Raw genomic sequence first — 24,407 nt, 5'->3', positions numbered from 1 at the left:
CAGCGACTGGTGACTGACAAGAAGTCGAGACTCAAAAGAAGAAGCGCAAATGGAGACATACGACTACATCATCGTGGGCGCCGGGTCGGCTGGCTGCGTGCTGGCCAACCGCCTGAGCCGTGACCCGGCGGCGCGCGTGCTGCTGCTGGAGGCGGGCGGCCGCGACAACTACCACTGGATCCACATTCCAGTCGGCTACCTGTACTGCATTGGCAACCCGCGCACCGACTGGATGTACCGCACCGGCGCCGAGCCTGGGCTGGGCGGGCGGTCGCTGATCTATCCGCGTGGCCGGGTGCTGGGCGGTTGCTCGTCGATCAACGGCATGATCTACATGCGCGGCCAGCGCCAGGACTACGACGAGTGGGCCGAGGCCGCCGGCGATCCGTCATGGCGCTGGGACGAGGTGCTGCCGGTGTTCAAGCGCAGCGAAGACCATTATCGCGGCGGCGACGAATTCCACGGCGTCGGCGGCGAGTGGCGGGTCGAGGCGCAGCGGCTGCGCTGGGACATCCTCGACGCCTTCGCAGACGCGGCGGAGCAGGCGGGCATCCCCCGCGTGGCGGACTTCAACCGGGGCGACAACTTCGGGGTCGGCTATTTCGATGTGAACCAGCGCCGCGGCTGGCGCTGGAACACCGCCAAGGCGTTCCTGCGGCCGGTGCGCGAGCGGCCCAATCTGCGGGTGATGACGGGCGCGCACGCCGAACGCCTGCTGTTCGAGGGCACGCGCTGCGTCGGCGTGCAGGTGCGCCGCGACGGGCAAACCGTCAGCATCCGCGCGGCGCGCGAGGTGGTGCTGGCGGCGGGCGCCGTCAATACGCCGCAACTGCTGGAACTGTCGGGAATCGGCGAGCCGGCGCGCCTGCGCGAAAGCGGCATTGCGCTGCATCACGCCTTGCCCGGCGTGGGCGAGAACCTGCAGGACCACCTGCAACTGCGCGTCATCCTGAAGGTGCGCGGCGTGAAGACGCTGAACCGCATCGCCTCGACCTGGTGGGGCAAGGCCGGCATCGGCCTGGAATACCTGCTGAACCGCAGCGGGCCGATGAGCATGGCGCCGTCGCAGTTGGGGGCGTTCGCCAAGTCCGATCCGGGCCAGGCGCGCGCCAACCTGGAATTCCACGTGCAGCCTTTGTCGCTGGGCGCCTTTGGCGAGCCGCTGCATGGTTTCGATGCCTTCACGGCCAGCGTCTGCAATCTGCGGCCGGTGTCGCGCGGCAGCGTGCACGCGCAGGGCGCGGACGGTTCGCTGCCGCCGGTGATCACGCCGAACTACCTGAAGGAAGAACAGGACCTGAAGGTGGCGGCCGACGCCATCCGGCTGGTGCGGCGCATCAGTGCGGCGCCGGCCTTGCAGCGCTACCAGCCGGAGGAATGGCTGCCGGGCCCGGCCTGCCAGAGCGAGGCCGAGCTGCGCGAGGCGGCCGGCAAGATCGGCACCACCATCTTCCATCCGGTCGGCACCTGCGCCATGGGCCGCCGCGCCGATGACGGCGCGGTGGTGGACGCGCGCCTGCGCGTGCACGGCTTGCAGGGGCTGCGCGTGGCCGACGCGTCGATCATGCCGACGATTACGTCGGGCAACACCAATTCGCCCACCATCATGATCGCGGAGCGGGCGGCGCAGATGATTCTGGAGGATGCGGTGCGCGTCGGCGCCGAGGCGCAGGAGGCCGAGCTGGTGGCGTGACGCGGAGCGGGACGCGCCCGTGGCGCGTTGGAGGGGGGCGGCCAGGCCCGACATTTCCAGCCTGGGGCCCGGGCGGCGCCTTCCAGAGGAGGCGCCGCCCGGAAGGCGCTCCCCGAGTCCGCCTCAGCGCAGCGACCGGTACATCTCCTGGCGCTGCGGATGCGTCAGGATCACCTGCCACAGTTGCCCCTCGCGCGAGCGGAAGAAGCCGGCGCAACACATCAGGTAGTACTGCCACATGCGGTAGAAACGCGTGCCGTAGCGCTCCTGCAACCGCGGCCAGGCGCGCTGGAAGTTCTCCCACCAGGCCATCAGCGTGCGGTCGTAGTCGGCGCCGAAGTTGTGCCAGTCCTCGATGATGAAGCGGCCTTCGACCGCGGTGCTGATCTCGCGGGCCGACGGCAGCTTGCCGTTGGGGAAGACGTAGCGGTCGATCCAGGGATCGGTGCTCTGGCTGGTCGAGGCGATGCCGATGGTGTGCAGCAGGAAGATGCCGCCGGGCGCCATCAGCCGTTGCACATTGGTGAAGTAGGTGTCGTAGTTCTTGGGGCCGACGTGCTCGAACATGCCGACCGACACCACCTTGTCGAAGCTGCCCTGCAGGTCGCGGTAGTCCTGCAGCAGCAGTTCCACCGGCAGGCCGCGCACGCGCTCCTGGGCCAGCGCCAATTGCTCCTTGGAGACGGTGATGCCGGTGACCTTGACGCCATAGCGTTCGGCCGCGAACTTGGCCAGCCCGCCCCAGCCGCAGCCGATGTCCAGCAGCGTCTCGCCGGGCTTGAGCTGCAGCTTGCGGCAGATCATGTCGAGCTTGGCTTCCTGGGCGGCTTCGAGCGTGTCGGCCTGTTCCCAGAAGGCGCAGGAATAGATCATGCGGCTGTCGAGCATGGCCTCGAAGACGTCGTTGCCGGCGTCGTAATGCTGCTCGCCGACTTCGAAGGCGCGGCTTCGGGATTGCAGGTTGAACAGCTTGTGGCGCAGGTGTTCGGCGATCAGCTTGACGCGCGCCAGGCCCAGCGCGGCCGAGCCCATGTCGGCGCGCAGCAGGCGGGTGAAGAGTTCGTCGAGCTGCTCGCAGTCCCATTCGCCGTCCATGTAGGACTCGCCCAGCCCCAGCGACCAACTGGCGAAGACGCGCTCGTACATGTGCTTGTCATGGACCTGGATGTCCCAGGGGCGCGAGCCGTTGATCCGGACATCCGCGCGCGCCAGCAGGTCCTGCAGGACCTTGGGCGGTGCGGGGGGGCCGGCGTCGGCGCGGGGTGGCGTTAGCTGAGTAGTCGGACTGCTTTGGTGCATAGTGGCTCCATATCAATTCTGGACTGACTGATCTGGCAATGCTCGAAGCGCATAACTCTCGCCCGGACCGGCGGATGGAATCCAATTTAATGATTGAATCGGCTCGATAGGCAATCGTAATTTCAGCGGGGTGTCAGCGCCGTGACACCGCGGCCGCTGACCCGGGACCCGCCAATCTTAACCAACGTATGCTGCTGCGCAAGGCCCAGACGCATCCTGCCACCAACAGGGCCGGGGCCAGGATAAAGACCATGGGGCCAATGGTGCCGTAGGCGCCCGACAGACGGTCGCACGCCGCTACACTGGTTGCGCGCCGCCCGGACAGGTCCGGGCGGCATTCGTGCCTGTCGCCGGCGGATTCCGCCGGGTCGCATCCGTCTCAAGGAGAGTCCCATGGCTGCGCGCATCCATCTTTTCGGCGCGTCCGGCTGCGGCGCCACCACGCTGGGCGCCGCGCTCGGCGCACGCCTGGGCGTGCCCCACCTCGAAGCCGACGACTACTACTGGCTGCCGACCGATCCGCCATTCACCGACAAGTATCCCAAGGAGGAACGTTGGCGCCGCATCCGCGAACGGCTGCGAGGGCATGACGATTGGGTGCTCAGCGGCGGTTCGGTCTACCACTGGGGCGAGGGCCTGATTCCCGCGTTCACGCTGGTGGTGTTCCTGCGGCTGCCGGCGGCCGAGCGCATGGCGCGGCTGCGCCGCCGCGAGGTTGAACGCTATGGCGCGGCGCTGGAAAACGATCCCGCGGTGCGTGAGAAGAGCCGCCTTTTCCTGGAATGGGCCGCCGGTTACGACACGGGCGCCGAGGGAACGCGCACTTTGGCGCAGCACCGGGAATGGATCCGCCAACTGCATTGCCCGGTGCTGACGCTGGATACGCGCGCCAGCGTGGACGACCTGGCGGACCAGGTGCTGGCCGCATTGCCGCCGGACATGCGGGTATCCAGGAGTCCGGCCTGAGGCATTTCAGCGGCCATCCCGCGCCGACTGGGGCGCGGCCGCCGCGCCGGCGTCCGGGCGGCGGCGCGCGCTTCCGATAAGATACCCGCCATGCACGGCGCCGCCATTGCGGCCGCGCGCCGGTTTTTCGGAGCACAACGATGCTGGATGCGAGCCTGGAACCCCGTTTGGAATTCGTCACCTGCGCCAGCCCGGCGGGCCTGCACCGCATGGCGTACTGGGAATGGGGCGATCCGGCCAATGACCGGGTGCTGGTCTGCGTCCATGGCCTGACCCGCAGCGGGCGCGATTTCGATACGCTGGCGCGGCGCCTGGCGGGGCAGTTCCGCGTGGTGTGCCCCGATGTGGTCGGCCGCGGTCGCTCGGACTGGTTGGTCAATCCGGCGTTCTATACCGTGCCGCAGTACGTGTCCGACATGACCACCCTGGTGGCGCGGCTGCGGCCCGCCTCGCTGGCTTGGGTCGGCACCTCGATGGGCGGGCTGATCGGCCTGGGGCTGGCCGGCGCCGCCGCGTTCGCGCGGGCGATGCTGCCGCTGCGCCCGCATGCGGGCATGCTGCCGCCGCAGGACGGCATCCGTTTGTCGAAGCTGGTGCTCAACGACGTCGGCCCGCGCCTGGAGACCGGCGCGCTGACGCGCATCGGCCAGTACGTGGGCGAACCGGGCGCGTTCGGCTCGTTTGCCGAGGCGGTGGCGGCCATGCGCGCCAATTCCGAGACCTTCGGCCCGCACACGGACGCGCAGTGGGACCACCTGGCGCGCTTTGTCTATCCGGAGCAGGGCGGGCAGTGGGTCAAGCACTACGACCTGGCGCTGGCGCAGCCGATGGCGTTGCAGACCGGCGAGGAACTGGCCGCCGGCGAGCAGATCCTGTGGCGTTCGTATGACGCGGTCGACTGCCCGATCCTGATCGTGCGCGGCGAGCATTCCGATCTGCTGACCCGCGCCACCGTCGACGAAATGCGCCAGCGCAATCCGCGCGCCCGGCTCTACGAGGTGCGGGGCGTGGGCCACGCGCCGACGTTGATGGCCGACGACCAGGTGACGGCGGTGGCGGATTTCCTGTTGGCGTGACGGCCGCCTCGGCGGCCCCGTCGATCAATTGGGGACGCCGCTGGCCGGCGCCGCTACCCAGGGGGGCGGGGCTTCTCTACAATAGGTTCCATGACTACGCCCGTTCTCAACATCGATTTGCATTGCCATTCCACCGTGTCCGATGGCGCCCTGGCGCCGCGCGACGTGGCGCAGCGTGCGCACGCCAACGGTGTCGATGTCTGGGCCCTGACCGACCATGACGAGATCGGCGGCCTGGCCGAGGCCGCGGCCATGGCCAGTGAACTCGGCATGCGCTTTGCCACGGGCGTCGAGATCTCGGTGACCTGGGCCGGCCTGACGGTGCACATCGTCGGCCTGCGTTTCGATCCGTCCAATGTGGCGCTGGCCGACGGCCTGCGCAAGACGCGTTCGGGCCGCGCCGAGCGGGCCCGCCGCATCGGCGAGCGGCTGGCCGAGATGGGCATGCCTGGCGCCTACGAAGGCGCGCTGCCTTTCGCCGGCAACCCGGAATTGATCAGCCGCACGCACTTCGCGCGCTATCTGGTCGAGGCGGGTTACTGTCCCGACGTGCAGACCGTCTTCACCAAGCACCTGGGCGACGACCGCCCCGGCCACGTGCCCATGCAATGGGCCACCTTGGCCGAGGCGGTCGGCTGGATCCGCGGCGCCGGCGGCATTGCCGTCATCGCGCATCCGGGGCGCTACAAGTACACGCCGCTGCAGTTCGCCGCGCTGTTCGACGAATTCCTGCAACTGGGCGGCGTGGGCATCGAAGTCACGACCGGCAGCCACACCGTTGAAGAGGCGCGCCAGTATGCCGAGGTGGCGCGCCGCTATGGTTTCCTGGCCTCGCGCGGGTCGGACTTCCATAGCCCGAAAGAAAGCCGCATGGACCTGGGCCGGCTGCCCCCGCTGCCGCCGGACCTGAAGCCGGTCTGGCACGACTGGTTCTAGCGCGGGCTGGCGTGTCCATGCCTCCCTTGAATTGACTGATCGCGCGTCGACCGCGCCGCCGCCATGAACAAAGCATTTGTCAAAGAATCCGACAACGAGGACGACGATGACCTGCCGCAGGCCCAGGCATTGCCGGCCGGCACCAAGAACTACATGACGCCGGAAGGCTACGAGCGCCTGCGCGGCGAGCTGACGCACCTGATGAACGTGGAGCGGCCGGCGGTGGTGCAGGTGGTGTCGTGGGCCGCGTCCAACGGCGACCGTTCCGAGAACGGCGACTATCTCTACGGCAAGAAGCGCCTGCGCGAAATCGATCGCCGCATGCGCTTCCTGACCAAGCGCCTGGACATCGCCGAGGTGGTCGACCCGGCCGCCCAGCCGAACCGCGACCAGGTCTTCTTCGGCGCCACGGTGCTGTATTCCGACAAGGCCGGCGAGGAACATACCGTCACCATCGTCGGCGTGGACGAGGCCGAGCCGCTGGCCGGCAAGATCAGTTGGATTTCGCCGGTGGCGCGGGCGCTGATCAAGGCGCGGGAGGGCGACACGGTGGTGCTGCGCACGCCGGGCGGGATCGAGGAGCTGGACATCCTGGAAGTGCGCTACCCGGAGTAGGACGGCGCCACGCGGCGTTGCGGCGCCCGCCGCCGAAACGTACCCTCCAAAAGGCGACGGGCGCCGGCTTGTGGCCGGCGCCCGTCTTTGGTGGGCGGGATCTGACGTCCCTGCCTCGGTTGGCGGCTTGCGCCGCCGTTCCCCTGGGGCTTGCTGCTTGTTCGGTATCTTGTCCTGGCCGGATTACTTCTTGCGCGCCGCGATGGACTTCTCGGCCAGGTTGACCAGGTCCTCGCCGATCTGCTTCTTCCACTTGTCGTAGACGGGCTGGGTGACCTTGGCGAAGGCGTCGTGCTCGGCCTGGCTGAGCGAGGTCACGGTGACGCCATGGCCCTCGATCTCCTTGAGCAAGGAAGGATCTTCCGGCGTGACGCCCTTGCGCGCGATCACGATCTGCTGCTTGCCGGCGTCCAGCGCGGCCTGGCGCACGATGTCGCGGTCCTTTTCCGACCACGAATTCCACACCTCGCGGTTGACCACGAAGATCAGCGGATCGGCCACGTAGTTCCACAGCGTCAGGTACTTCTGGCCGACGGTGTAGAGCTTGGAGCCGGTGTAGATCGACAGCGGGTTCTCCTGGCCGTCGACCGCGCCGCTGGCCAGCGCCGGCTGGGCGTCGGCCCAGCTCATCTGGGTCGGGTTGGCGCCCAGCGCGGTGAACGTGTCGATGTACAGCGGCGAGCCGACCACGCGCAGCTTCATGCCCTTCATGTCCTCGGGCCGCTTGATCTCGCGCTTGGAGTTGCTGAGCTGGCGGTAGCCGTTTTCGCCCCAGGCCAGCGGCACCACGCCGGCCTTCTCGATCAGCTTGAACATCTCCTTGCCCACGTCGCCCTGCACCAGCGCGTCGATGGCGGCGTAGTCCGGCATCAGGAAGGGCAGCGAGAACAGGTTCAGTTGCTTGATCTGCGGCGACCAGTTGATGGTCGAGCCGACGGCCATGTCGATCACGCCCTGGCGGATGGCGGTGAATTCGCGGGTCTGGTCGCCCTGCACCAACGAGGTGCCGGGGTAGACCTTGATGTTGATGCGGCCCTGCGTGCGCTCGCGCACCAGGTTCGACCAGATCTCGGCGCCCTGGCCCCACGGGAAAGTGGTGCCGACGACGATGGAGAGCTTGTATTCGGGCTTGTAGTTCTGCGCCTGCGCGGCGGCGGGCAGGCCAACCACGGCGGCGGCGCACAGGGTGGCGCCGATCAGCTTGCGGAAATTCATGTTGCGTCTCCTCTCTTTGCGGGTCTGTCTGTTGTTGTCATGAATGCATGCCGGACGAGCCGGTCCGGGTCCCTCAATAGCCCAGCTTGTGCGGCAGCCACAGCGCCAACTGCGGGAACACCAGCACCGCCACCAGCACCAGGAACATCGCGCCCAGCAGCCACACCACCCAGCGCACGGTCGATTCCATCGGCACGCGCGCGATGCGGCACGACACCATCAGGTTGACCGCCAGCGGCGGGGTGAACTGGCCCAGCGCGACCTTCAGCGTCAGGATCACGCCGAACCACACCGGATCCCAGTTGTAGGCCTTGGCGATCGGCATCAGGAGCGGCACGAAGATCAGGAAGATGGAGATGCCGTCCAGGAACATGCCGACGGTCATCAGCAGCAGGATCAGCAGCGCCAGCACGCCCCATTCGCCCAGCCCGGAATTGACGATGGCGTGGGTGATCGGGTCGATCACGCTGAGGGTGGACAGGGCCCAGGCGAAGATGCCGGCCAGCGTCACCACCAGCATGATCACGGCCGACAGCTCGGCGGCCTCGCGCAGGATCACGTACAGGTCGCGCAGCTTGATGGTGCGGTGGATGCACATGCCCACGAACAGGCCGTAGAACACCGCCACCACGGCCGCCTCGGTGGGCGTGAACCAGCCCATGCGCATGCCGCCCAAAATCAGCACCGGCGCGGCCAGGCCCCATGAGGCCTCGCGCAGGCTCTTCCAGAACGGCGGACGCGGCAGGTGCGCTTCCAGCATGCCCATCTTGTGCTTGCGCGACAGCCACACGGCCGGCACGATCAGCGCCAGGCCGGCCAGGATGCCCGGCACCATGCCGGCGGCGAACAGCGCCGGCACCGAGGCTTCAGGCACCAGCACCGAATAGATGATGAAGGCCACCGATGGCGGGATCAGAATGTCGGTGGCCGCGCCGGCCGCCACCACCGAGGCCGAGAACGAGCCCGGGTAGCCGGCGCGCGACATGGCCGCGATCATCACCGCGCCCACCGCGGCGGCGCAGGCCGGGCCGGAGCCGGAGATGCCGCCCAGGAACATGGCCACGGCGATCGACACCAGCGGCAGCATGCCCGGGCCGCGCCCGACGATGGCGATGGCGAAATCCACCAGCCGCTTGGCCACGCCGGAGCGGTCGAAGATGGAGCCGACCAGCACGAACATGGGAATCGCCAGCAGCGGGTACTTGGCCAGCCCGGCGTAGAAGTTCTGCGGCACGGTCAGCAGGCCATACCAGGGCGTGTCCAGGTTGGACAGCACGATGGCCACGGTGCCGCCGATGCCCAGCGCCACGCCGACCGGCACGCCGATCAGCATCAGCGCGATGAAGACCGCGAACAGGATGCCGGCGATCATGCCTGGCCCCCGTCGGCCTTGGGTAGCGGCGCCTTCCACAGGCGCCGCAGCGTGCCCAGGGTGCGCAGCGAGATGGCGGCGGCCATCACCGGCAGCCAGATCGAATACCACCAGGTCGGCACGCCGATGGCGGGCGAGGTTTCCTCGTAGATGAATTCATCGGACACCAGCTTGACCGACAGCACCGTCAGCAGCACGAAGAACGCCAGCACGCAGAAGTTGGCGATCAGCGCCATGATGCGCTGGCGCCGCGGCGAGCCGTTGTCGGCCAGGATCTCGATGCGGATGTGGTGGTTGCGCACGAAGGCGACGCTGCCGCCGGCCATGGTCAGCACGATCAGCAGGAACACCGAGATCTCTTCGGTCCAGGCGAACGACTGGTCGGTGAAGTAGCGCACCAGCACGTTCAGGAAGGTAATCAGCGCCAAGGCCGCCAGCAGGATCACGGCCAGCCAGTCCTCGATGGCCAGCGGCACTTTCACGGCGGGGTCTGCTTCGGCGGGGATGATCGGTTCGACGGGCTCGGCGGGGGCTTCGGGGCGTGACATGTGAGGCGACGGCCAGCGCGGCGAGGCGCTTTCTTGGTATGGGGTCGCTGCATCCTACCGTCGGGGCGGAAGGGCGGGTGTTCGTGTTTTCCCGCGCTGCGGTATGGCCGCAACATGGTGCATCGCAATAGCCGGGGTGCTGGGGCGGGCCTTGGGCCCGCCATAATCCGCGCGGGCGGCAAGGCTTTGCGCGCCATATTGCTGTGCAGCAGGCCCCGCGCCTCGTCGCGGAATTCTTTTGTAACAATGACCAAAGCCGGACGAATTCGGGCCGGATCGGGACAGGGCCGTGCTTCCGTCCGGGAAAACCCGCCAAGCGGGGTAAAATCCTGTTTTTGCTTCCCTCCTTATATACGGCGCCCGCATCGTGTCCCTTGTTCAGCATCTGCCTGGTTCCTCCATCCTGTCCTCCTTTCGTCGTGACCGCCTGCTGGCGCAACTGAAGGAAGCCGGCCTGCCGGTGGCCGACATTTCCGCCCGCTACGAGCACTTCGTCAGCACCGACGCCGCCCTGACGGCCGAGCAGCAGCAGCACCTGGCCCAATTGCTGGACTACGGCACCCCCGCCACCGGCGAGGCGCCGGCCAAGAGCCTGGCGCTGCTGGTGATCCCGCGCCTGGGCACGATCTCGCCGTGGGCCAGCAAGGCCACCGACATCGCCCACAACTGTGGCCTGTCGGCCGTGCACCGCATCGAACGCGGCGTGCGCTACGTCATCACGCCCGAACGCGGCCTGCTGGGCAGCAAGACCTTCGACGCCGACATGCTGGCGCGCGCGGCCGACTGCCTGCACGACCGCATGACCGAAACCGTGGTCGACGCCAGCTTCGACGGCCAGGCGCTGTTCCAGCCGCTGGCCGGCAAGCCGATGCGCACGGTCGACGTGCAGGCGCGCGGCGCCGCCGCCCTGGTCGAGGCCAACAGCACGCTGGGCCTGGCCCTGTCCGATGACGAGATCGAATACCTGGCCAAGTCGTTCAGCGACCTGGGCCGCGATCCCACCGACGTCGAACTGATGATGTTCGCGCAGGCCAACAGCGAACACTGCCGCCACAAGATCTTCAACGCCCAGTGGGTGATCGACGGCCAGGAGCAGCCCAACACGCTGTTCGGCATGATCCGCGCCACCCACAAGGCGCAGCCGGAAGGCACCGTGGTGGCCTACTCGGACAACGCCGCCATCATGGCCGGCGGCCCGGCGCAGCGCTTCCAGGCCGGCGTGCCCGGGGTGACGGGCGAGGGCGTGGATGGCGCCAAGTACATCCGCCGCGACACCACCGTGCACACCCTGATGAAGGTCGAGACGCACAACCACCCGACCGCGATCGCGCCGTTCCCCGGCGCCTCGACCGGCGCCGGCGGCGAAATCCGCGACGAAGGCGCCACCGGCCGCGGCTCCAAGCCCAAGGCCGGCCTGACCGGTTTCACCGTCTCGCACCTGCGCTTCGACGACGCCACGCAGCCCTGGGAAGCCGACCACCACGGCCTGCCGGACCGCATCGCCTCGCCGCTGTCCATCATGATCGACGGCCCCATCGGCGGCGCCGCCTTCAACAACGAATTCGGCCGTCCCAACCTGCTGGGCTATTTCCGTTCGTTCGAGCAGACCGCCGGCGGCACCCGCTGGGGCTACCACAAGCCCATCATGATCGCGGGCGGCCTGGGCAGCATCGACGCCGGCCTGACGCACAAGGACGTGATTCCCCCCGGCGCGCTGCTGATCCAGTTGGGCGGCCCGGGTTTCCGCATCGGCATGGGCGGCGGCGCCGCCTCCAGCATCAGCATGGGCAGCAACTCGGCCGAGCTGGATTTCGACTCGGTCCAGCGCGGCAACCCCGAATTGGAACGCCGCGCCCAGGAGGTCATCGACCGCTGCTGGCAGCAGGCCGAGAACAACCCCATCATCGCCATCCATGACGTCGGCGCGGGCGGCCTGTCCAACGCCTTCCCGGAACTGGTCAACGACGCCGGCCGTGGCGCCATCTTCGATCTGAAGCGCGTGCCGCTGGAAGAATCCGGCCTGTCGCCCGCCGAGATCTGGAGCAATGAATCGCAGGAACGCTACGTCCTGTCGATCCTGCCCAAGGACCTGGAGCGCTTTGACGCCATCGCGCGCCGCGAACGCTGCCCCTACGCGGTGGTCGGCGTGGCCACCGAAGAACGCCAACTGCGCGTGGTCGACGGCGAGGGCCTGCCCGGCCTGGACACGATCCGTCCGCAGGGCGAGGCCGAGGTGCGTCCGGTCGACGTGCCGATCGACGTCATCCTGGGCAAGCCGCCGCGCATGACGCGCGACGTGCGCCGCCTGCCGGGCGTGTCCGAGCCGCTCGACCTGGCCGGCATCGACCTGACCGAAGCGGCCTACCGCGTGCTGCGCCACCCCACGGTGGCCAACAAGTCGTTCCTCATCACCATCGGCGACCGCACCGTCGGCGGCCTCTCCAGCCGCGACCAGATGGTCGGCCCGTGGCAGGTGCCGGTGGCCGACTGCGCCGTCACCCTGGCTGACTACCAGGGCTTTCGCGGCGAAGCCATGGCCATGGGCGAACGCACTCCCATCGCCATGCTGAACGCGCCGGCCTCCGGCCGCATGGCCGTGGCCGAGGCCCTGACCAACCTGGCCGCCGCCGACGTGGCGCGCCTGGAAGACATCAAGCTGTCCGCCAACTGGATGGCCGCCTGCGGCGTCGAGGGCCAGGACGCCGCGCTGTACGACACCGTGTCGGCCGTCAGCGAGCTGTGCCAGGCCGCCGGCCTGTCGATCCCGGTGGGCAAGGACTCGCTGTCCATGAAGACCTCCTGGGAACAGGACGGCGAGCAGCGCCAGGTGGTGGCGCCGGTGTCGCTGATCGTCACGGCCTTCGCGCCGGTCGGCGACGTGCGCGCCAGCCTGACGCCGCAGCTGCGCACCGACGCCGGCGACAGCGTGCTGATCCTGATCGACCTGGGCCGCGGCCTGCACCGCATGGGCGGCTCGATCCTGGCGCAGACCTACAACCAGGTCGGCGAAACCGTGCCGGACATCGACTCGCCGGAAGCCCTGCGCGCCTTCTTCGTCACCATCCGCACCCTGGCCGAAGCCGGCACCATCCTGGCCTACCACGACCGCTCCGACGGCGGCCTGTTCGCCACTTTGGTGGAAATGGCCTTCGCCGGCCGCACCGGCATCTCGGTCAACCTCGACATGCTGACCTTCGACCCGCAATCGGCCGATTGGGGCGACTACAAGATCCGTCCGGAACAGGTGGCGGTGCAGCGCGACGAACTGACGCTCAAGGCGCTGTTCGCCGAGGAAGCCGGCGCCGTCATCCAGGTGCCGGCCGCCCAGCGCGACGCCGTCATGCAGGTGCTGCGCGGCGCCGGCCTGTCGGCCCACTCGCACGTCATCGGCGGCCTGAACGGCGGCGACGAGGTCGAGTTCTACCGCGACGGCAAGAAGGTCTGGGGCCAGCCGCGCGCCGACCTCGGCCGCGCCTGGAGCGAAGTCTCCTACCGCATCATGGCGCGCCGCGACAACCCGGCCTGCGCCCAGGCCGAGCTGGACGTCTGGAACGACACGCAGGATCCGGGCATGAGCCCGAACGTGGCCTTCGACCCGCAGGAAGACGTGGCCGCGCCGTTCATCAACAGCGGCAAGCGCCCGCGCGTGGCGATCCTGCGCGAGCAGGGCTGCAACAGCCAGGTGGAAATGGGCTGGGCCTTCGACACCGCCGGCTTTGACGCGGTCGACGTGCACATGACCGACCTGCTGGCGGGCCGCGTGGACCTGGCGCAGGTGCAGGGCCTGGTGGCCGTGGGCGGCTTCAGCTACGGCGACGTGCTGGGCGCCGGCGAGGGCTGGGCCCGCACCATCCGCTTCAACAGCAAGCTGTCGGATCAGTTCGCGGCGTATTTCGCCCGCCCCGACACCTTCGCGCTGGGCGTGTGCAACGGCTGCCAGATGATGGCCGCGCTGGCCCCGATGATCCCGGGCGCCGAGCACTGGCCGCGCTTCACCCGCAACCTGTCCGAGAAGTACGAGGCGCGTCTGTCGATGGTCGAGCTGGCCAAGTCGCCGTCGATCTTCTTTGCCGGCATGGAAGGCGCGCGCATCCCGGTCGCGGTGGCGCACGGCGAAGGCTACGCCGACTTCTCGCAGCAGGGCGACGCCGGCCGCGTGCTGGCGGCGGCGCGCTACATCGACAACCGCGGCAACGCCACCGAGGCCTATCCGTTCAACCCGAACGGCAGCCCGGGCGGCCTGACCTCCGTCACCACCGCCGACGGCCGCTTCACCGTGATGATGCCGCACCCGGAACGCGTGACCCGCAACGTCATGATGTCGTGGGCGCCCGAGAAGTGGGGCAACGCCGACAGCGGCGGCCAGTTCAGCCCGTGGATGCGCATTTTCCGCAACGCGCGCGCCTGGCTGAAATAAGAAGCGCCTCAGCCCGCGCGTGTCGCGCGGGCTGCCCCCGAGAGGCCATGCGTCACACAGGACATGGCCTACCTGGCAAAGCCCCACCGGTTTCGGTGGGGCTTTTTTCATGCGAGCAACGCGCGGCGGCCGGGGAGGCTCGCCGGTATTCGCTCCGTTGCTGTAATCGGTGTTGTAACCCAATGAGATATTTAACTTTTCATTGCAATAAGCCGTAAACAGGAGGACAGCCGCCCGCGGCGGCCTCCTGCAAACCCCGAGTGGCCCTCCCCATGTTCAAGAATCTGAGTATCCGCGCCGTCCTGACGACCGCGCTCTGTATCTTTTTCGCCCTTTTCCTGGTCACCGGCATCGCCGTCTACCAACAACTGACCTCCAACCGCAGCTCGATCGAGGTGATGCTGGACACCAACCTGGTGCGCGCCAACGCGGTCGACTCGGCCGGGGCCGAGCTGCTGCGCGCGCGTCTGGTGCTGCTGGCGGCCCAGACCACCTTGCTGGAAGGCAAGAGCATCGACAGCCTGGCCAGCATGCAGCGCCTGGACGGCTACACCAAGAAGGCCGCCGACCTGATCCAGAGCGCGCGCCAGAATCCCGAAACGTCGCCGGTGGGCAAGCCCTTGTTCGACGAGGCGCTGGCCGCCTATGAGGTCTACCAGCGCGACGCGATCACGCCGATGATCGCCGCGATCCGCGCCGGCAAGGCGCAGGACGCCAGCCGCCTGAACCTGGAAAAGGTCACGCCGCTGGGCATCGCCTTCACCCAGGCGATCCAGAAGTACGTGGACTTCGCCGACGAAATCGGCAAGCGCGTGGCGCGCGAAGCCAACGCCCGCATCAACGGCGCCATTGCCTTCCTGATCGGCCTGCTGGTGGTGGTGGCGGTGCTGGTGGTGGGCCTGTACGCGGTGTTCGCGCGCTCGGTGTTCCGGCCGCTGCACGAGGCCGGCCGCCTGTTCGATCGCATCGCCGGCGGCGATCTGACCAACCGCATCGAGCAGCGCGGCAACAACGAAATCGGCGTGCTGTACGCGGCGGTCAAGCGCATGCAGGACAGCCTGGCGCGCACCGTGGCCGCCGTGCGCCAGGGCGTGGAAGAGATCCACACCGGTTCGCGCGAGATCGCGGCCGGCAACATCGACCTGTCCTCGCGCACCGAGCAGCAGGCCGCTTCGCTGGAAGAAACCGCCGCCAGCATGGACGAGTTGTCGTCCACCGTGAAGAACAACGCCGACAGCTCGCGCAACGCCTCGCAATTGGCGACGGCGGCGTCCGACGTGGCCACCCGCGGCGGCCAGGCGGTGGGCGATGTGGTCGGCACCATGCGCGCCATCGCCGACAGCTCCAACCGCATCGCCGACATCGTCGGCGTGATCGACGGCATCGCCTTCCAGACCAACATCCTGGCGTTGAATGCCGCGGTGGAAGCGGCCCGCGCCGGCGAGCAGGGCAAGGGTTTCGCGGTGGTGGCCAGCGAAGTACGCGCGCTGGCGCAGCGCAGCGGCCAGGCCGCCAAGGAGATCAAGGGCCTGATCGACGACTCCGTGCAGAAGGTCTCGATCGGCTCCGACCAGGTCGAAGCGGCCGGCGCCACCATGCAGGAGATTGTGACCTCGGTGCGCCGCGTGACGGACATCATCAACGAAATCTCCAGTGCCTCCGAAGAGCAGTCGCAGGGCATCGAGCAGGTGAACCAGGCGGTGTCGCAGATGGACAGCGTGACGCAGCAGAACGCCGCGCTGGTCGAACAGGCCGCCGCGTCGGCCGCCTCGCTCGAAGCGCAGGCGCAACGCCTGCGCGAAGCGGTGGCGGTGTTCAAGCTGCAGACCGGCCGGGTGATCGACGCCGAGGCGCCGGCCTTGGGCCGCGGCGCCGAGCCGGCGCTGATCGGCGCCTGAATGGCCGCCTGAATCGCCGTCCTTCGGGGCGCGGGACGCCTGTGCGTGCCGCGTCTTGTTGATGAGGTGGCGCCGCGCTGCCGTTGCGGTCAGTCCGCCAGCGCCTGCGTCAGGTGCGCGATCAAGGCGCGGGTGCGCACCGGCAGCCGAGGTGCGCTGGTCAACGCGTACAACGCCACCGGCTCCAGTTCCCAATCCGGCAGCACTGCGACCAGCCCGGGCGCGGCCTCGCGCAGCGGCGCGATGCCGGCGCCGCGCGCGGCCAACTGCCTCGCCATCTCGGGATCATCCACGCAATAGCGTTCGCGCGTCATGAGGACGGCGCGGTCCTGGCCGCGCCGCAGTTGCCAGCGCGCGGGCGCGCCGTTGTCGTCGGCATGCACGCCAATGCAGTCGTGCGCCGCCAGATCGGCCGGGCGTTCCGGCGCCGGCCGTCGCACCAGATATTCTGGGGCGGCATACAGGCGGGCGCGCAGGGCGCCCAGACGATGCGCCAGCCAGAACGGGTCGCAGGGCGGATCCAGCCGGATCGTCAGATCGGCGCCGTCCGGCGCCGGGGATGCGGCCGGCGTCACGCTCAATTGGAACCGCAGGCCGGGATGGCGCGCCGCGAAGGCCGCCAGCAAGGGCGCCAGCGCCTGCCGGGTGCGGGCGTCGGGCAGGTCCACGCGCAGCAGCCCGGCGTCGCGGCCCGCCGTGGCCACCTGGCGCGGCGGCGGCGTCAGTGGAATGCCCAGCGCCGCGGCGGCGCGGCCGAAAGCCCCGACGCTGGTGACCGGCGAACACTTCCATCCTGGGCAGCGGTGTCATGGCGCGGGTTTCCTTGGAAGGCGCGGCCGGGGCCGCTCAGAAGGCGTAGACCACGCCGACGCTGCCGAACAGGTTGGCGCGGCGCTCGGTCAGCGGGCTGTCGCGTGCGTCGCCCAGCAGCGTGTTCACGCCCAGCGTGGTGATGGTGCTCCAGCTCGGGTTGATGCGGTACGACCAGGTGGTGAACAGCGCCGCCGACTTGAAGCCGGAGGACGGCGAGTAGGTCGACAGCCCGGCGCGGCTGCTGGCGGCCTGCGAGGAGGTGACGCCGTACCAGGTCTGCATGGCGTCGTGGCTGGCCCACTGCGTGCTGGCGCCGATATTGACGCGATGGGCGCCGTCCTGCCAGGCGGCGTAGGTGGCGCGCAGTTCGAGCGTGCCGCCGTAGGCGCTGCGCGCGGCCTGGCGGTAGGCGGCGCCCAGGGACAGTGGGCCGGGCGCCCATTCGACGAAGGCGCCGTAGGTGCCGTGGAAATCGATGTCGTCCAGGCCCTTGGTGCGGTCGGCGTCGCTGGAATCGCGGCCCAGGCCCATGCCGACGAACACGCCCGCCTTCCAGTCGGGCGCCAGTGCGGTCTGCAGGCCCATCGCAGGCAGGCCGGCGCGTGGCGAGATGAAGAAGTTGCCCGAGTGGTAGTTGACCAACGGCACCGGCAGGGCGCGGTATTCGCGCGACCCTTCGTAGACCGGCACGTAGCCGACGCTCAATCCGATGAAATTGGTGCCGGGTTGATCGGCCTGGGCCGGGGCGGCGGCGCAGGCCAGGGTGGCGGCCGTGGCGGCGCCAGTTGCTAACATAGCCAGCTTCATTGCGGGAACTTTCCTTTCTCGTGGGCGGGCGCCCGGCGATGGCCGGAGCGCGGCAAGGCGCCATTGTCGGGGCCGGCTTTTAAAAATTCTTTAAATCCGGGGCGGCACAATGCGACGCCATGGAGAGTCAGGGAGCGTTCTTGCAAGTTCTACTGGTGGAAGACGATGCGATGCTGGGAGACGCCTTGCGCGCCAGCATGGCGCAGGCCGGCATGCGCGTGGACTGGGTGCGCGACGTGCCCGAGGCCCGGCTGGCGCTGGTCGACCACGGCTACGGCGCCGTGCTGCTCGACCTGGGGCTGCCCGGCGGCAGCGGCCTGGCCGTGCTCAAGCACCTGCGCGGGCGCTACGACGCCACGCCGGTGCTCATCATCACCGCGCGCGACCGCCTGAGCGAGCGGGTGCAGGGGCTGGACGCCGGCGCCGACGACTATATCGTCAAGCCGTTCCAGCTCGACGAGCTGCTGGCCCGGCTGCGCGCCGTCGTGCGCCGCAGCAGCAATTCGGTGGTCTCGGTGCTGCGCTGCCGCGATGTGTCGCTGGATCCGGCGCGGCGGGTGGTGACCCGCGCGGGCGCCGAGGTGACGCTCAGCGCCAGCGAATACCGCACCCTGCTGGCGCTGATGGAGCGCGCCGGCCAGACCGTCAGCCGGGAGCAGTTGGAATCCGCCGTCTACGGCGGCAGCGGCACGATCGAAAGCAACACCGTGGCGGTGTACGTGCACCAATTGCGGCGCAAGCTGGGCGAGGACCTGGTCGCCACCGTGCACGGGCTGGGCTATCGCATTGCCGGCGGGGACGCGCCGTGAAGACGCTGCGCAAGCGCCTGACCGTCACGCTGTTGCTGACCCTGCTGCTGACCTGGGCGGCGGTGTTCCTGTTCCAGCAGCACGCGATGACGGAGGCCCGCACCGGCATCCGCGACCAGGCGCTGGTGGACTCGGCCAACCAGACCATCCTGTCGCTGCGCCGCAGCCTGCTCGAGGAACGGCCGGACGAGCGCTTCGAACTGCCGCCGTCCAGCCATTTCCGTGGCGAGCGCGCCTCGGTGCAGATCTGGTCGCTGGCCGACCGGCGCCTGGCGCTGCGTTCGCCGGAATCGCCGGCCCAGCCGCTCAATCCGCATTTCGATGATGGCTTCCGCGACAGTGTGATCGACGGCAGGCGCTGGCGCGTGTATTCGCTCAGCGACGCCTCCGGTCAGGTGCAGGTGCAGTTGGCCCGCGCCGACAGCGTGCTGCGGGCCGAAACGGTGGCCGCCTTCAAGCGCGGCCTGGTCATCGTCACCGCCTTGTTCCTGCTGCTGGCGGCGGCCACCTGGATCGTGGTGCGCCAGGCCTTCCGGCCGGTCAACCAGGCCGGCGAAGCGATCCTGCGGCGCGCGCCGTTCGATCTGGCGCCCCTGCCGCTGGACCGCCTGCCGGGCGAATTGCATCCCTATGTGCAGTCCATCAATGCCCTGTTGCTGCGCCTGCAGGCCGCCATGGACCACGAGCGCCGCTTCCTGGCCGACGCCGCGCACGAACTGCGCACGCCGCTGGCCGCGCTCGGCGCCCAGACCGAAGTGCTGCTGCAACGCATCGCCGACACGCCGGCCGCCGACGCCGCCCTGCAATTGCGCGCGGTGGCGCAGCGCACCGCGCGCCTGGCCGAGCAATTGCTGGACCAGGCCCGCATGGACGCGGCCAGCGAATCCGACGCGGATTCCGGACCGGTGGCGCTGGATACGCTGGTGGTGCTGCTGGTGCGTGACTGCGAGGCGGCCGCGGCGCGCAAGCGCCAGCGCATCCTGCTGGACGTGCAGGCCTGCGGCGCGCGCGGCGACATGGACACGCTGGGGGTGCTGGTGCGCAACCTGCTCGACAACGCCCTGCGCTACACCCCCGAGGGCGGCCAGATCGCGGTGTCCTGCGGGCCGGACGAATCCGGCAGGGCCTGGCTGCGGGTGGCCGACGACGGTCCCGGCATCGCGCCGGCCGAACGCGCGCGGGTGTTCGACCGCTTCTACCGCGCCCCGGGCGCCAATGGCGGCGGCAGCGGCATCGGCCTGTCGCTGGTGGCGCAGATCGCCGCGCGCCATGGCGCCGTGGTGGTTTTCACCCCCGGCCTGAACGGCCGGGGGATCGGCCTGATGGTCACCTTTCCCGCGGCCGCCGCGACATGAAAAAGGCCGGCGCAAATCGCCGGCCCGCGAAACAGGCGCCGTGGCGCGCGCGGCTTACTGATCCAGTTGGATCTTGGCGTCGGCCGCCACGTTCTTCCACTTCTTCACGTCGCTGGCGATCACGTTCTTGAACGCTTCGGACGTGCCGGCCACCACCGTGCCGCCCAGGCTGGCCAGCTTGGCCTTGACCTCGGGGTTGTTGAGCGCCTTGACCGAGGCGTCGTGCAGCTTCTGCGTCACGTCCGCCGGCAGGCCCTTGGGCGCCAGCAGGCCGTTCCAGGCGTTGGCCTCGTAGCGCGGCAGGCCGGCTTCCTTGAAGGTCGGCGTGTCGGGCAGTTCGGGCGAACGGGTGTCGGCGGCGATGGCGATGGGGCGGATCTGGCCGCCCTTGATGTACGGCAGCGAGGCCGGCACCGGCTCCCAGATCATCGACACCTGGCCGCTGATGACGTCGGTGAAGGCCGGGCCGGCGCCACGGTAGGCGATATGCATGAGCTTGGCGCCCGTCATCGACTTCATCAGTTCCATCGCCAGGTTGCCCAGGCCGCCCGCGCCCGACGAGGCGTAGGTGTACTTGTCCGGGTTGGCCTTGGCGGCGGCGATCAGGCCGTTCAGGTCGGCGGCGGGGAAGTCCTTGGTCACGCTCAGCACGCCCGGCACGGTCACCAGTTGCGTGATGGCGGTGAAGTCCTGCACCGCGTCGTAGGTCAGGTTCTTGTACACCGCCGGGTTGGTGCCGTGGGTGCTGGACGAGGCCAGCAGCAGGATGTAGCCGTCGGGCGCCGCGTCGGCCACGAAGCGCGTGCCGATCGAGCCGCCCGCGCCGGCCTTGTTCTCGACCACCACGGTGGCGCCCAGTTCGGTGCCCAGTTGCGCGGCGAACACGCGGCCGATGATGTCGGCGGTGCCGCCGGGGGCGAACGGCACGATCAGGCGCACGGGCTTGTTGGGGTAGTCGGCCTGCTGCGCCGAGGCCGGGCCGGCGATCAGCGAGGCGCCGCTCAGCAACGCCACGGCGATTGCGGTTTTGGTCAGTTTCATGGTGTCTCCAGGCGAAGGTTAGTCGAGGCCGTTGAGCCAGTCGACGATGAGTTCGGCGATGCGGTCACTGTTGCGGTCCAGCATGCAGAAGTGGGAATTGCCGCCGATGCCGGCGGCGGGCAGGTCCAGCACGTCGGCGCGCCTGCCGGCCCGCCGCAGGGCGTCCCAGTAGGCGTCGGTCTGAGCGCGGTAGCGTTGCCAGGTGTCGTGCTGGTCGAAGTGGTCGCCCCAGACCAGCAGTTGCGGGGGCAGGGGGCCGTCGACGTGTTCGGGCGTGCCGGTCGGTTCCACCGCCACCACCGCGCGGATCGGGCCGGGGCATTCGCGCGCCAGTTGCGTGGCGTAGCCCCCGCCCTGGCTGTGGCCGATGACGATGCAGGGGCCGGCCAGGTCCAGCAGTTCGCGATAGGCATCCAGCGCCATGGCGTCATGCGCCAGCCAGCGCGGCACGAACTGCTTGGCGAAGGTGTCGAAGGCCTCGGTGGGGAATTGCTGGGCGGGGTGGGCGCGGCGCGGCTGGCCGGCGGGCGCGTAGCCGCCGGCCGGGCCGACGCGGAACAGGTGCCAGGCTTCTTCCTTGGAACGGAAGATCGGCGCCGCGTCGTAGATCTGCGGGTACATCGCCCACGAGGCGCGGCCGCGCTCGGGCGCGTCGGCCACGAACACGTCATAGCCGGATTGCAGCAGCCGCCAGAGCCAGCCCTGGCGGCCGTCGGGGGTGCTCTCCCATTGTGCGCCGGTCATGCCGCCGCCGTGCCACAGCAGCACCGGATGCGGGTGGCGCGGCTCGGCCAGGCGGTATTCCTGCACGTACAACTGGCCGGCGCAGTAGCCGCCGTTCATGTCGATGGCGCGCGCGGCGCCGTTGCCCACCACTTGCCTGCGCAGCACCGGCAGTCCGCTGGCCGCGACCTCGCGGCCGCCCAGGAAGTGGCTGCGCAGGGATTTCAGCAGGATCGGGGCGTCGGACATCGGCATCTCCAGGGAACGCCGTAATACTAGTTGTAACAAACGCGGGGTTTGTGCAAAATGTGCAGGGCCTGTGCCGATACGGCACAGCCACACAAGAAGAGGGGAGACGGATGGACATCAAGTGGCTGGAGGACTTCGTGGCGCTGTCGAAGGCGCGCAACCTGTTCCAGGCGGCCGAGGCGCGCAACGTCACGCATCCGGCCTTCGGGCGCCGCATCAAGGCGCTGGAGGACTGGGCCGGCGTGCCGCTGGTCGAGCGCGGCCACCAGGTGTCGACGCTGAACGCGGCCGGACGCAGCATGCTGGCGGCGGCCATCGACGTGCTGGACATCCTGCGCGAGACGCGCCAGGGTCTGCAGAAGCCGGAACAGGAGCGTGTCCGCCGCATCGCCATCGCCTCCGGCAAGACGCTGGCGCATTCGGTGCTGCCGGGGCTGATGGCCAGGGTGCAGCAGGGCATGCAGCCGTTCCAGTTGAAGGTGGTCACCACCACGCTCAACTTTGGCATCGACATGCTGGCCGACGGCGAGGTCGATTTCCTGCTGTGCCACGCGCACGAGCCGCTGTACGCGCAGATCGACAACCCCAACTACCGCTTTCGCCGGGTCGGCGCCGACAAGCTGGTGGCGGTCAGCGCGCCGCTGGCGCCGGGCAGCCGCCATCCGCGCCATGCCGTGCCCAAGCTGGCCTCGGATCCCGCCGTGCCGTTCCTGGCCTACGCCGACAGCATGTCGCTGGGCCGCATCCTGCGCGATCGCCTGCGCGGCCTGTGCGTGCCGGCGCGATTGCAGGCCATGTATGAATCCGACCTGGCGGACGCGCTGCATGCCATGGCGCGGCAGGGCTTCGGCCTGGCGTGGCTGCCCCACACGCTGGTCGAATCCGACCTGCGCGCCGGCGCCCTGGTGCGCGCCGACAGCGCGCGCAACGACATCCACATGGAGATCCGGCTGTACCAGTCGGTGGCCAACGCCAAGCCGCTGGCGCGCCAGGTGTGGAGCCGGATCGAGGCCTACGCGGCGCGCTAGGCATAAAATAGAGGATTATTCCGCTTCCCGACCACAGGATCCCGCGCCATGAACGCACGCATCCCCGACGACGCACTTCCTCCTACCCTCGATCCGAAGGCTCTGCAGGCTTTTGTGGACGACAAGTGGGACAACGAGATCATCCCCGCGCTGACCGACTACATCGCCATCCCGGCCAAGAGCCCGGCGTTCGACGCCGACTGGGAAAAGAACGCGTTCATCGAGCGCGTGGTGCGCGACGCGGCGCAGTGGGTCGAAGCCCAGAAGGTCTCGGGCCTGAAGCTGGAAGTGGTGCGCCTGCCCGGCCGCACGCCGGTGATCTTCTTTGACGCGCCCGCCACCCGCAGCGACAACGGCGACACCGTGCTGCTGTACGGCCACCTGGACAAGCAGCCGGAATTCTCGGGCTGGCGCGCCGGCCTCGGCCCCTGGACCCCCAAGTACGAAGACGGCAAGCTCTACGGCCGCGGCGGCGCAGACGACGGCTACGCCGTGTACGCCTCGCTCACCGCCATCATGGCGCTGGACAAGCAGGGCATCCCGCGGCCGCGCTGCGTGGGCATCGTCGAGACCTGTGAGGAATCCGGCAGCTACGACCTGCTGCCCTATGTCGACGCGCTGCGCGACCGCCTGGGCAACGTGGCCCTGGTGGTGTGCCTGGATTCGGGCGCCGGCAACTACGACCAGTTGTGGATGACCACCTCGCTGCGCGGCATGGTGTCGGGCACGCTGGAAGTGCAGGTGCTGGACGAAGGCGTGCACTCGGGCGACTCCAGCGGCGTGGTGCCGTCGTCGTTCCGCATCCTGCGCCACCTGCTGGACCGCCTCGAAGACAGCGCCACCGGCCGCCTGCTGCCGCAGAGCCTGCACTGCGAAATTCCCGCCGACCGCATCGAGCAGGTGCACGCCACCGCCCGCATCCTGGGCGACGAAGTGTGGCGCCGTTTCCCCTGGAGCTGCGGCGCCGACGGCGGCTTCGTGCTGCCCATGACGACCGAGCCGGAACAGGCCCTGTTGAACCGCACCTGGCGCCCGACCCTGTCGGTGACCGGCGCCGAAGGCCTGCCGCCGCTGTCCAGCGCCGGCAACGTGCTGCGCCCGCGCACCGCCTTCAAGCTGTCGCTGCGCCTGCCGCCGCTGGTCGACGCCGTCGCCGCCTCGGAGGAAATCAAGGCCCTGCTGGAAGCCGACGCGCCCTACAACGCCAAGGTCCTCTTCAAGGCCAACGAAGGCGCCGCCACCGGCTGGAACGCGCCGGCCTCGGCGCCGTGGCTGACCCAGGCGCTGGATGCCGCCTCGCAGCAGTACTATGGCGCGCCCTGCGGCTACATCGGCCAGGGCGGCACCATTCCGCTGATGAGCATGCTGCAGAAGGGCTTCCCCAAGGCCCAGTTCATGGTGTGCGGCGTGCTGGGCCCCAAGTCCAACGCCCACGGCCCGAATGAATTCCTGCACGTGCCCTACGGCAAGAAGCTGACCGCCGCGGTCGCGCAGACCATGGCGGCGATGCCGGCGGCCTGATCGGCGTTGGCGGATGAAAGAAAGCC

19 protein-coding genes are annotated in these 24,407 nt (G+C 69.2%); 11 read left to right on the top strand and 8 right to left on the bottom strand.

Annotated features, from left to right (window positions below; all coding sequences use genetic code 11):
• Positions 1 to 49: 49 nt before the first annotated feature.
• Entirely contained in the window at positions 50 to 1,693 is a 1,644-nt protein-coding gene (locus tag ACUDCK_RS16895) for a GMC family oxidoreductase (RefSeq protein ID WP_175166781.1), read from the top strand.
• A gap of 123 nt (positions 1,694 to 1,816) precedes the next feature.
• On the opposite strand, the gene cfa is transcribed toward ACUDCK_RS16895, so the two are convergent.
• Complete coding sequence (gene cfa, locus ACUDCK_RS16890) at positions 1,817 to 2,992, bottom strand: cyclopropane fatty acyl phospholipid synthase (RefSeq protein ID WP_175166782.1); 1,176 nt, start codon at positions 2,990 to 2,992, stop codon at positions 1,817 to 1,819.
• Positions 2,993 to 3,385: 393 nt separating this feature from the next.
• Here cfa and ACUDCK_RS16885 point away from each other — a divergent pair, with 393 nt between their 5' ends.
• From ACUDCK_RS16885 to greB, 4 genes are all read left to right on the top strand, one after another.
• Positions 3,386 to 3,958: an AAA family ATPase gene (locus ACUDCK_RS16885; RefSeq protein ID WP_064526851.1), complete on the top strand. Its 573-nt coding sequence runs from the start codon at positions 3,386 to 3,388 to the stop codon at positions 3,956 to 3,958.
• Positions 3,959 to 4,098: 140 nt separating this feature from the next.
• Positions 4,099 to 5,034, top strand: coding sequence for an alpha/beta fold hydrolase (locus ACUDCK_RS16880; protein WP_175166783.1), 936 nt, complete (start codon positions 4,099 to 4,101; stop codon positions 5,032 to 5,034).
• A gap of 90 nt (positions 5,035 to 5,124) precedes the next feature.
• Positions 5,125 to 5,970 carry a 3',5'-nucleoside bisphosphate phosphatase gene (locus ACUDCK_RS16875; RefSeq protein ID WP_064526847.1) on the top strand — a complete coding sequence of 282 codons (846 nt, stop codon included), beginning with the start codon at positions 5,125 to 5,127 and terminating at the stop codon, positions 5,968 to 5,970.
• A gap of 63 nt (positions 5,971 to 6,033) precedes the next feature.
• On the top strand, positions 6,034 to 6,585 hold the full coding sequence (gene greB, locus ACUDCK_RS16870; RefSeq protein ID WP_024069367.1) for a transcription elongation factor GreB: 552 nt from the start codon (positions 6,034 to 6,036) through the stop codon (positions 6,583 to 6,585).
• Positions 6,586 to 6,768: 183 nt separating this feature from the next.
• Here greB and ACUDCK_RS16865 read toward each other — a convergent pair whose 3' ends face one another.
• The 3 genes from ACUDCK_RS16865 to ACUDCK_RS16855 all read right to left on the bottom strand — a co-directional run bounded on the left by ACUDCK_RS16865 (position 6,769) and on the right by ACUDCK_RS16855 (position 9,720).
• Positions 6,769 to 7,800: a DctP family TRAP transporter solute-binding subunit gene (locus ACUDCK_RS16865; protein WP_049073254.1), complete on the bottom strand. Its 1,032-nt coding sequence runs from the start codon at positions 7,798 to 7,800 to the stop codon at positions 6,769 to 6,771.
• A gap of 73 nt (positions 7,801 to 7,873) precedes the next feature.
• Entirely contained in the window at positions 7,874 to 9,172 is a 1,299-nt protein-coding gene (locus tag ACUDCK_RS16860; RefSeq protein WP_054502214.1) for a TRAP transporter large permease, read from the bottom strand.
• Entirely contained in the window at positions 9,169 to 9,720 is a 552-nt protein-coding gene (locus ACUDCK_RS16855) for a TRAP transporter small permease (RefSeq protein ID WP_054502215.1), read from the bottom strand. The genes ACUDCK_RS16860 and ACUDCK_RS16855 overlap by 4 nt, the downstream gene beginning before the upstream one ends.
• Positions 9,721 to 10,087: 367 nt before the next feature.
• Between ACUDCK_RS16855 and purL the strand changes: the two genes are divergently transcribed.
• Positions 10,088 to 14,137: a phosphoribosylformylglycinamidine synthase gene (gene purL, locus ACUDCK_RS16850; protein WP_175166784.1), complete on the top strand. Its 4,050-nt coding sequence runs from the start codon at positions 10,088 to 10,090 to the stop codon at positions 14,135 to 14,137.
• Between the two features lie 272 nt (positions 14,138 to 14,409).
• Positions 14,410 to 16,035, top strand: coding sequence for a methyl-accepting chemotaxis protein (locus tag ACUDCK_RS16845; protein WP_054502217.1), 1,626 nt, complete (start codon positions 14,410 to 14,412; stop codon positions 16,033 to 16,035).
• Positions 16,036 to 16,124: 89 nt separating this feature from the next.
• On the opposite strand, the gene ACUDCK_RS16840 is transcribed toward ACUDCK_RS16845, so the two are convergent.
• Positions 16,125 to 16,739, bottom strand: coding sequence for a LysR substrate-binding domain-containing protein (locus ACUDCK_RS16840; RefSeq protein WP_175166785.1), 615 nt, complete (start codon positions 16,737 to 16,739; stop codon positions 16,125 to 16,127).
• Positions 16,740 to 16,881: 142 nt separating this feature from the next.
• Positions 16,882 to 17,655 (bottom strand): MipA/OmpV family protein, encoded by a 774-nt coding sequence (locus ACUDCK_RS16835; RefSeq protein ID WP_116792521.1) that lies wholly within the window; start codon positions 17,653 to 17,655, stop codon positions 16,882 to 16,884.
• Between the two features lie 140 nt (positions 17,656 to 17,795).
• Here ACUDCK_RS16835 and ACUDCK_RS16830 point away from each other — a divergent pair, with 140 nt between their 5' ends.
• On the top strand, positions 17,796 to 18,464 hold the full coding sequence (locus ACUDCK_RS16830) for a response regulator transcription factor (RefSeq protein WP_054502220.1): 669 nt from the start codon (positions 17,796 to 17,798) through the stop codon (positions 18,462 to 18,464).
• Complete coding sequence (locus tag ACUDCK_RS16825; protein ID WP_175166786.1) at positions 18,461 to 19,819, top strand: ATP-binding protein; 1,359 nt, start codon at positions 18,461 to 18,463, stop codon at positions 19,817 to 19,819. Before ACUDCK_RS16830 ends, ACUDCK_RS16825 begins: the two co-directional genes overlap by 4 nt.
• A 54-nt stretch (positions 19,820 to 19,873) precedes the next feature.
• On the opposite strand, the gene ACUDCK_RS16820 is transcribed toward ACUDCK_RS16825, so the two are convergent.
• Positions 19,874 to 20,860, bottom strand: coding sequence for a Bug family tripartite tricarboxylate transporter substrate binding protein (locus ACUDCK_RS16820; protein ID WP_175166787.1), 987 nt, complete (start codon positions 20,858 to 20,860; stop codon positions 19,874 to 19,876).
• Positions 20,861 to 20,878: 18 nt separating this feature from the next.
• Entirely contained in the window at positions 20,879 to 21,832 is a 954-nt protein-coding gene (locus tag ACUDCK_RS16815) for an alpha/beta fold hydrolase (RefSeq protein WP_175166788.1), read from the bottom strand.
• A 110-nt stretch (positions 21,833 to 21,942) separates the two neighbouring features.
• Between ACUDCK_RS16815 and ACUDCK_RS16810 the strand changes: the two genes are divergently transcribed.
• Together ACUDCK_RS16810 and ACUDCK_RS16805 are read left to right on the top strand one after the other, a co-directional pair.
• Positions 21,943 to 22,860 (top strand): LysR family transcriptional regulator, encoded by a 918-nt coding sequence (locus tag ACUDCK_RS16810; protein WP_054502224.1) that lies wholly within the window; start codon positions 21,943 to 21,945, stop codon positions 22,858 to 22,860.
• Positions 22,861 to 22,908: 48 nt separating this feature from the next.
• Positions 22,909 to 24,381, top strand: coding sequence for a M20 family metallopeptidase (locus ACUDCK_RS16805; RefSeq protein ID WP_020928243.1), 1,473 nt, complete (start codon positions 22,909 to 22,911; stop codon positions 24,379 to 24,381).
• Positions 24,382 to 24,407: the final 26 nt, after the last annotated feature.

It is taken from the genome of Achromobacter sp. CF-sbj1-Ac2-l (assembly GCF_052698165.1).
The sequence above is the reverse complement of the archived record's forward strand: the minus strand, read 5'-3'. Positions and strand labels throughout refer to the sequence as shown.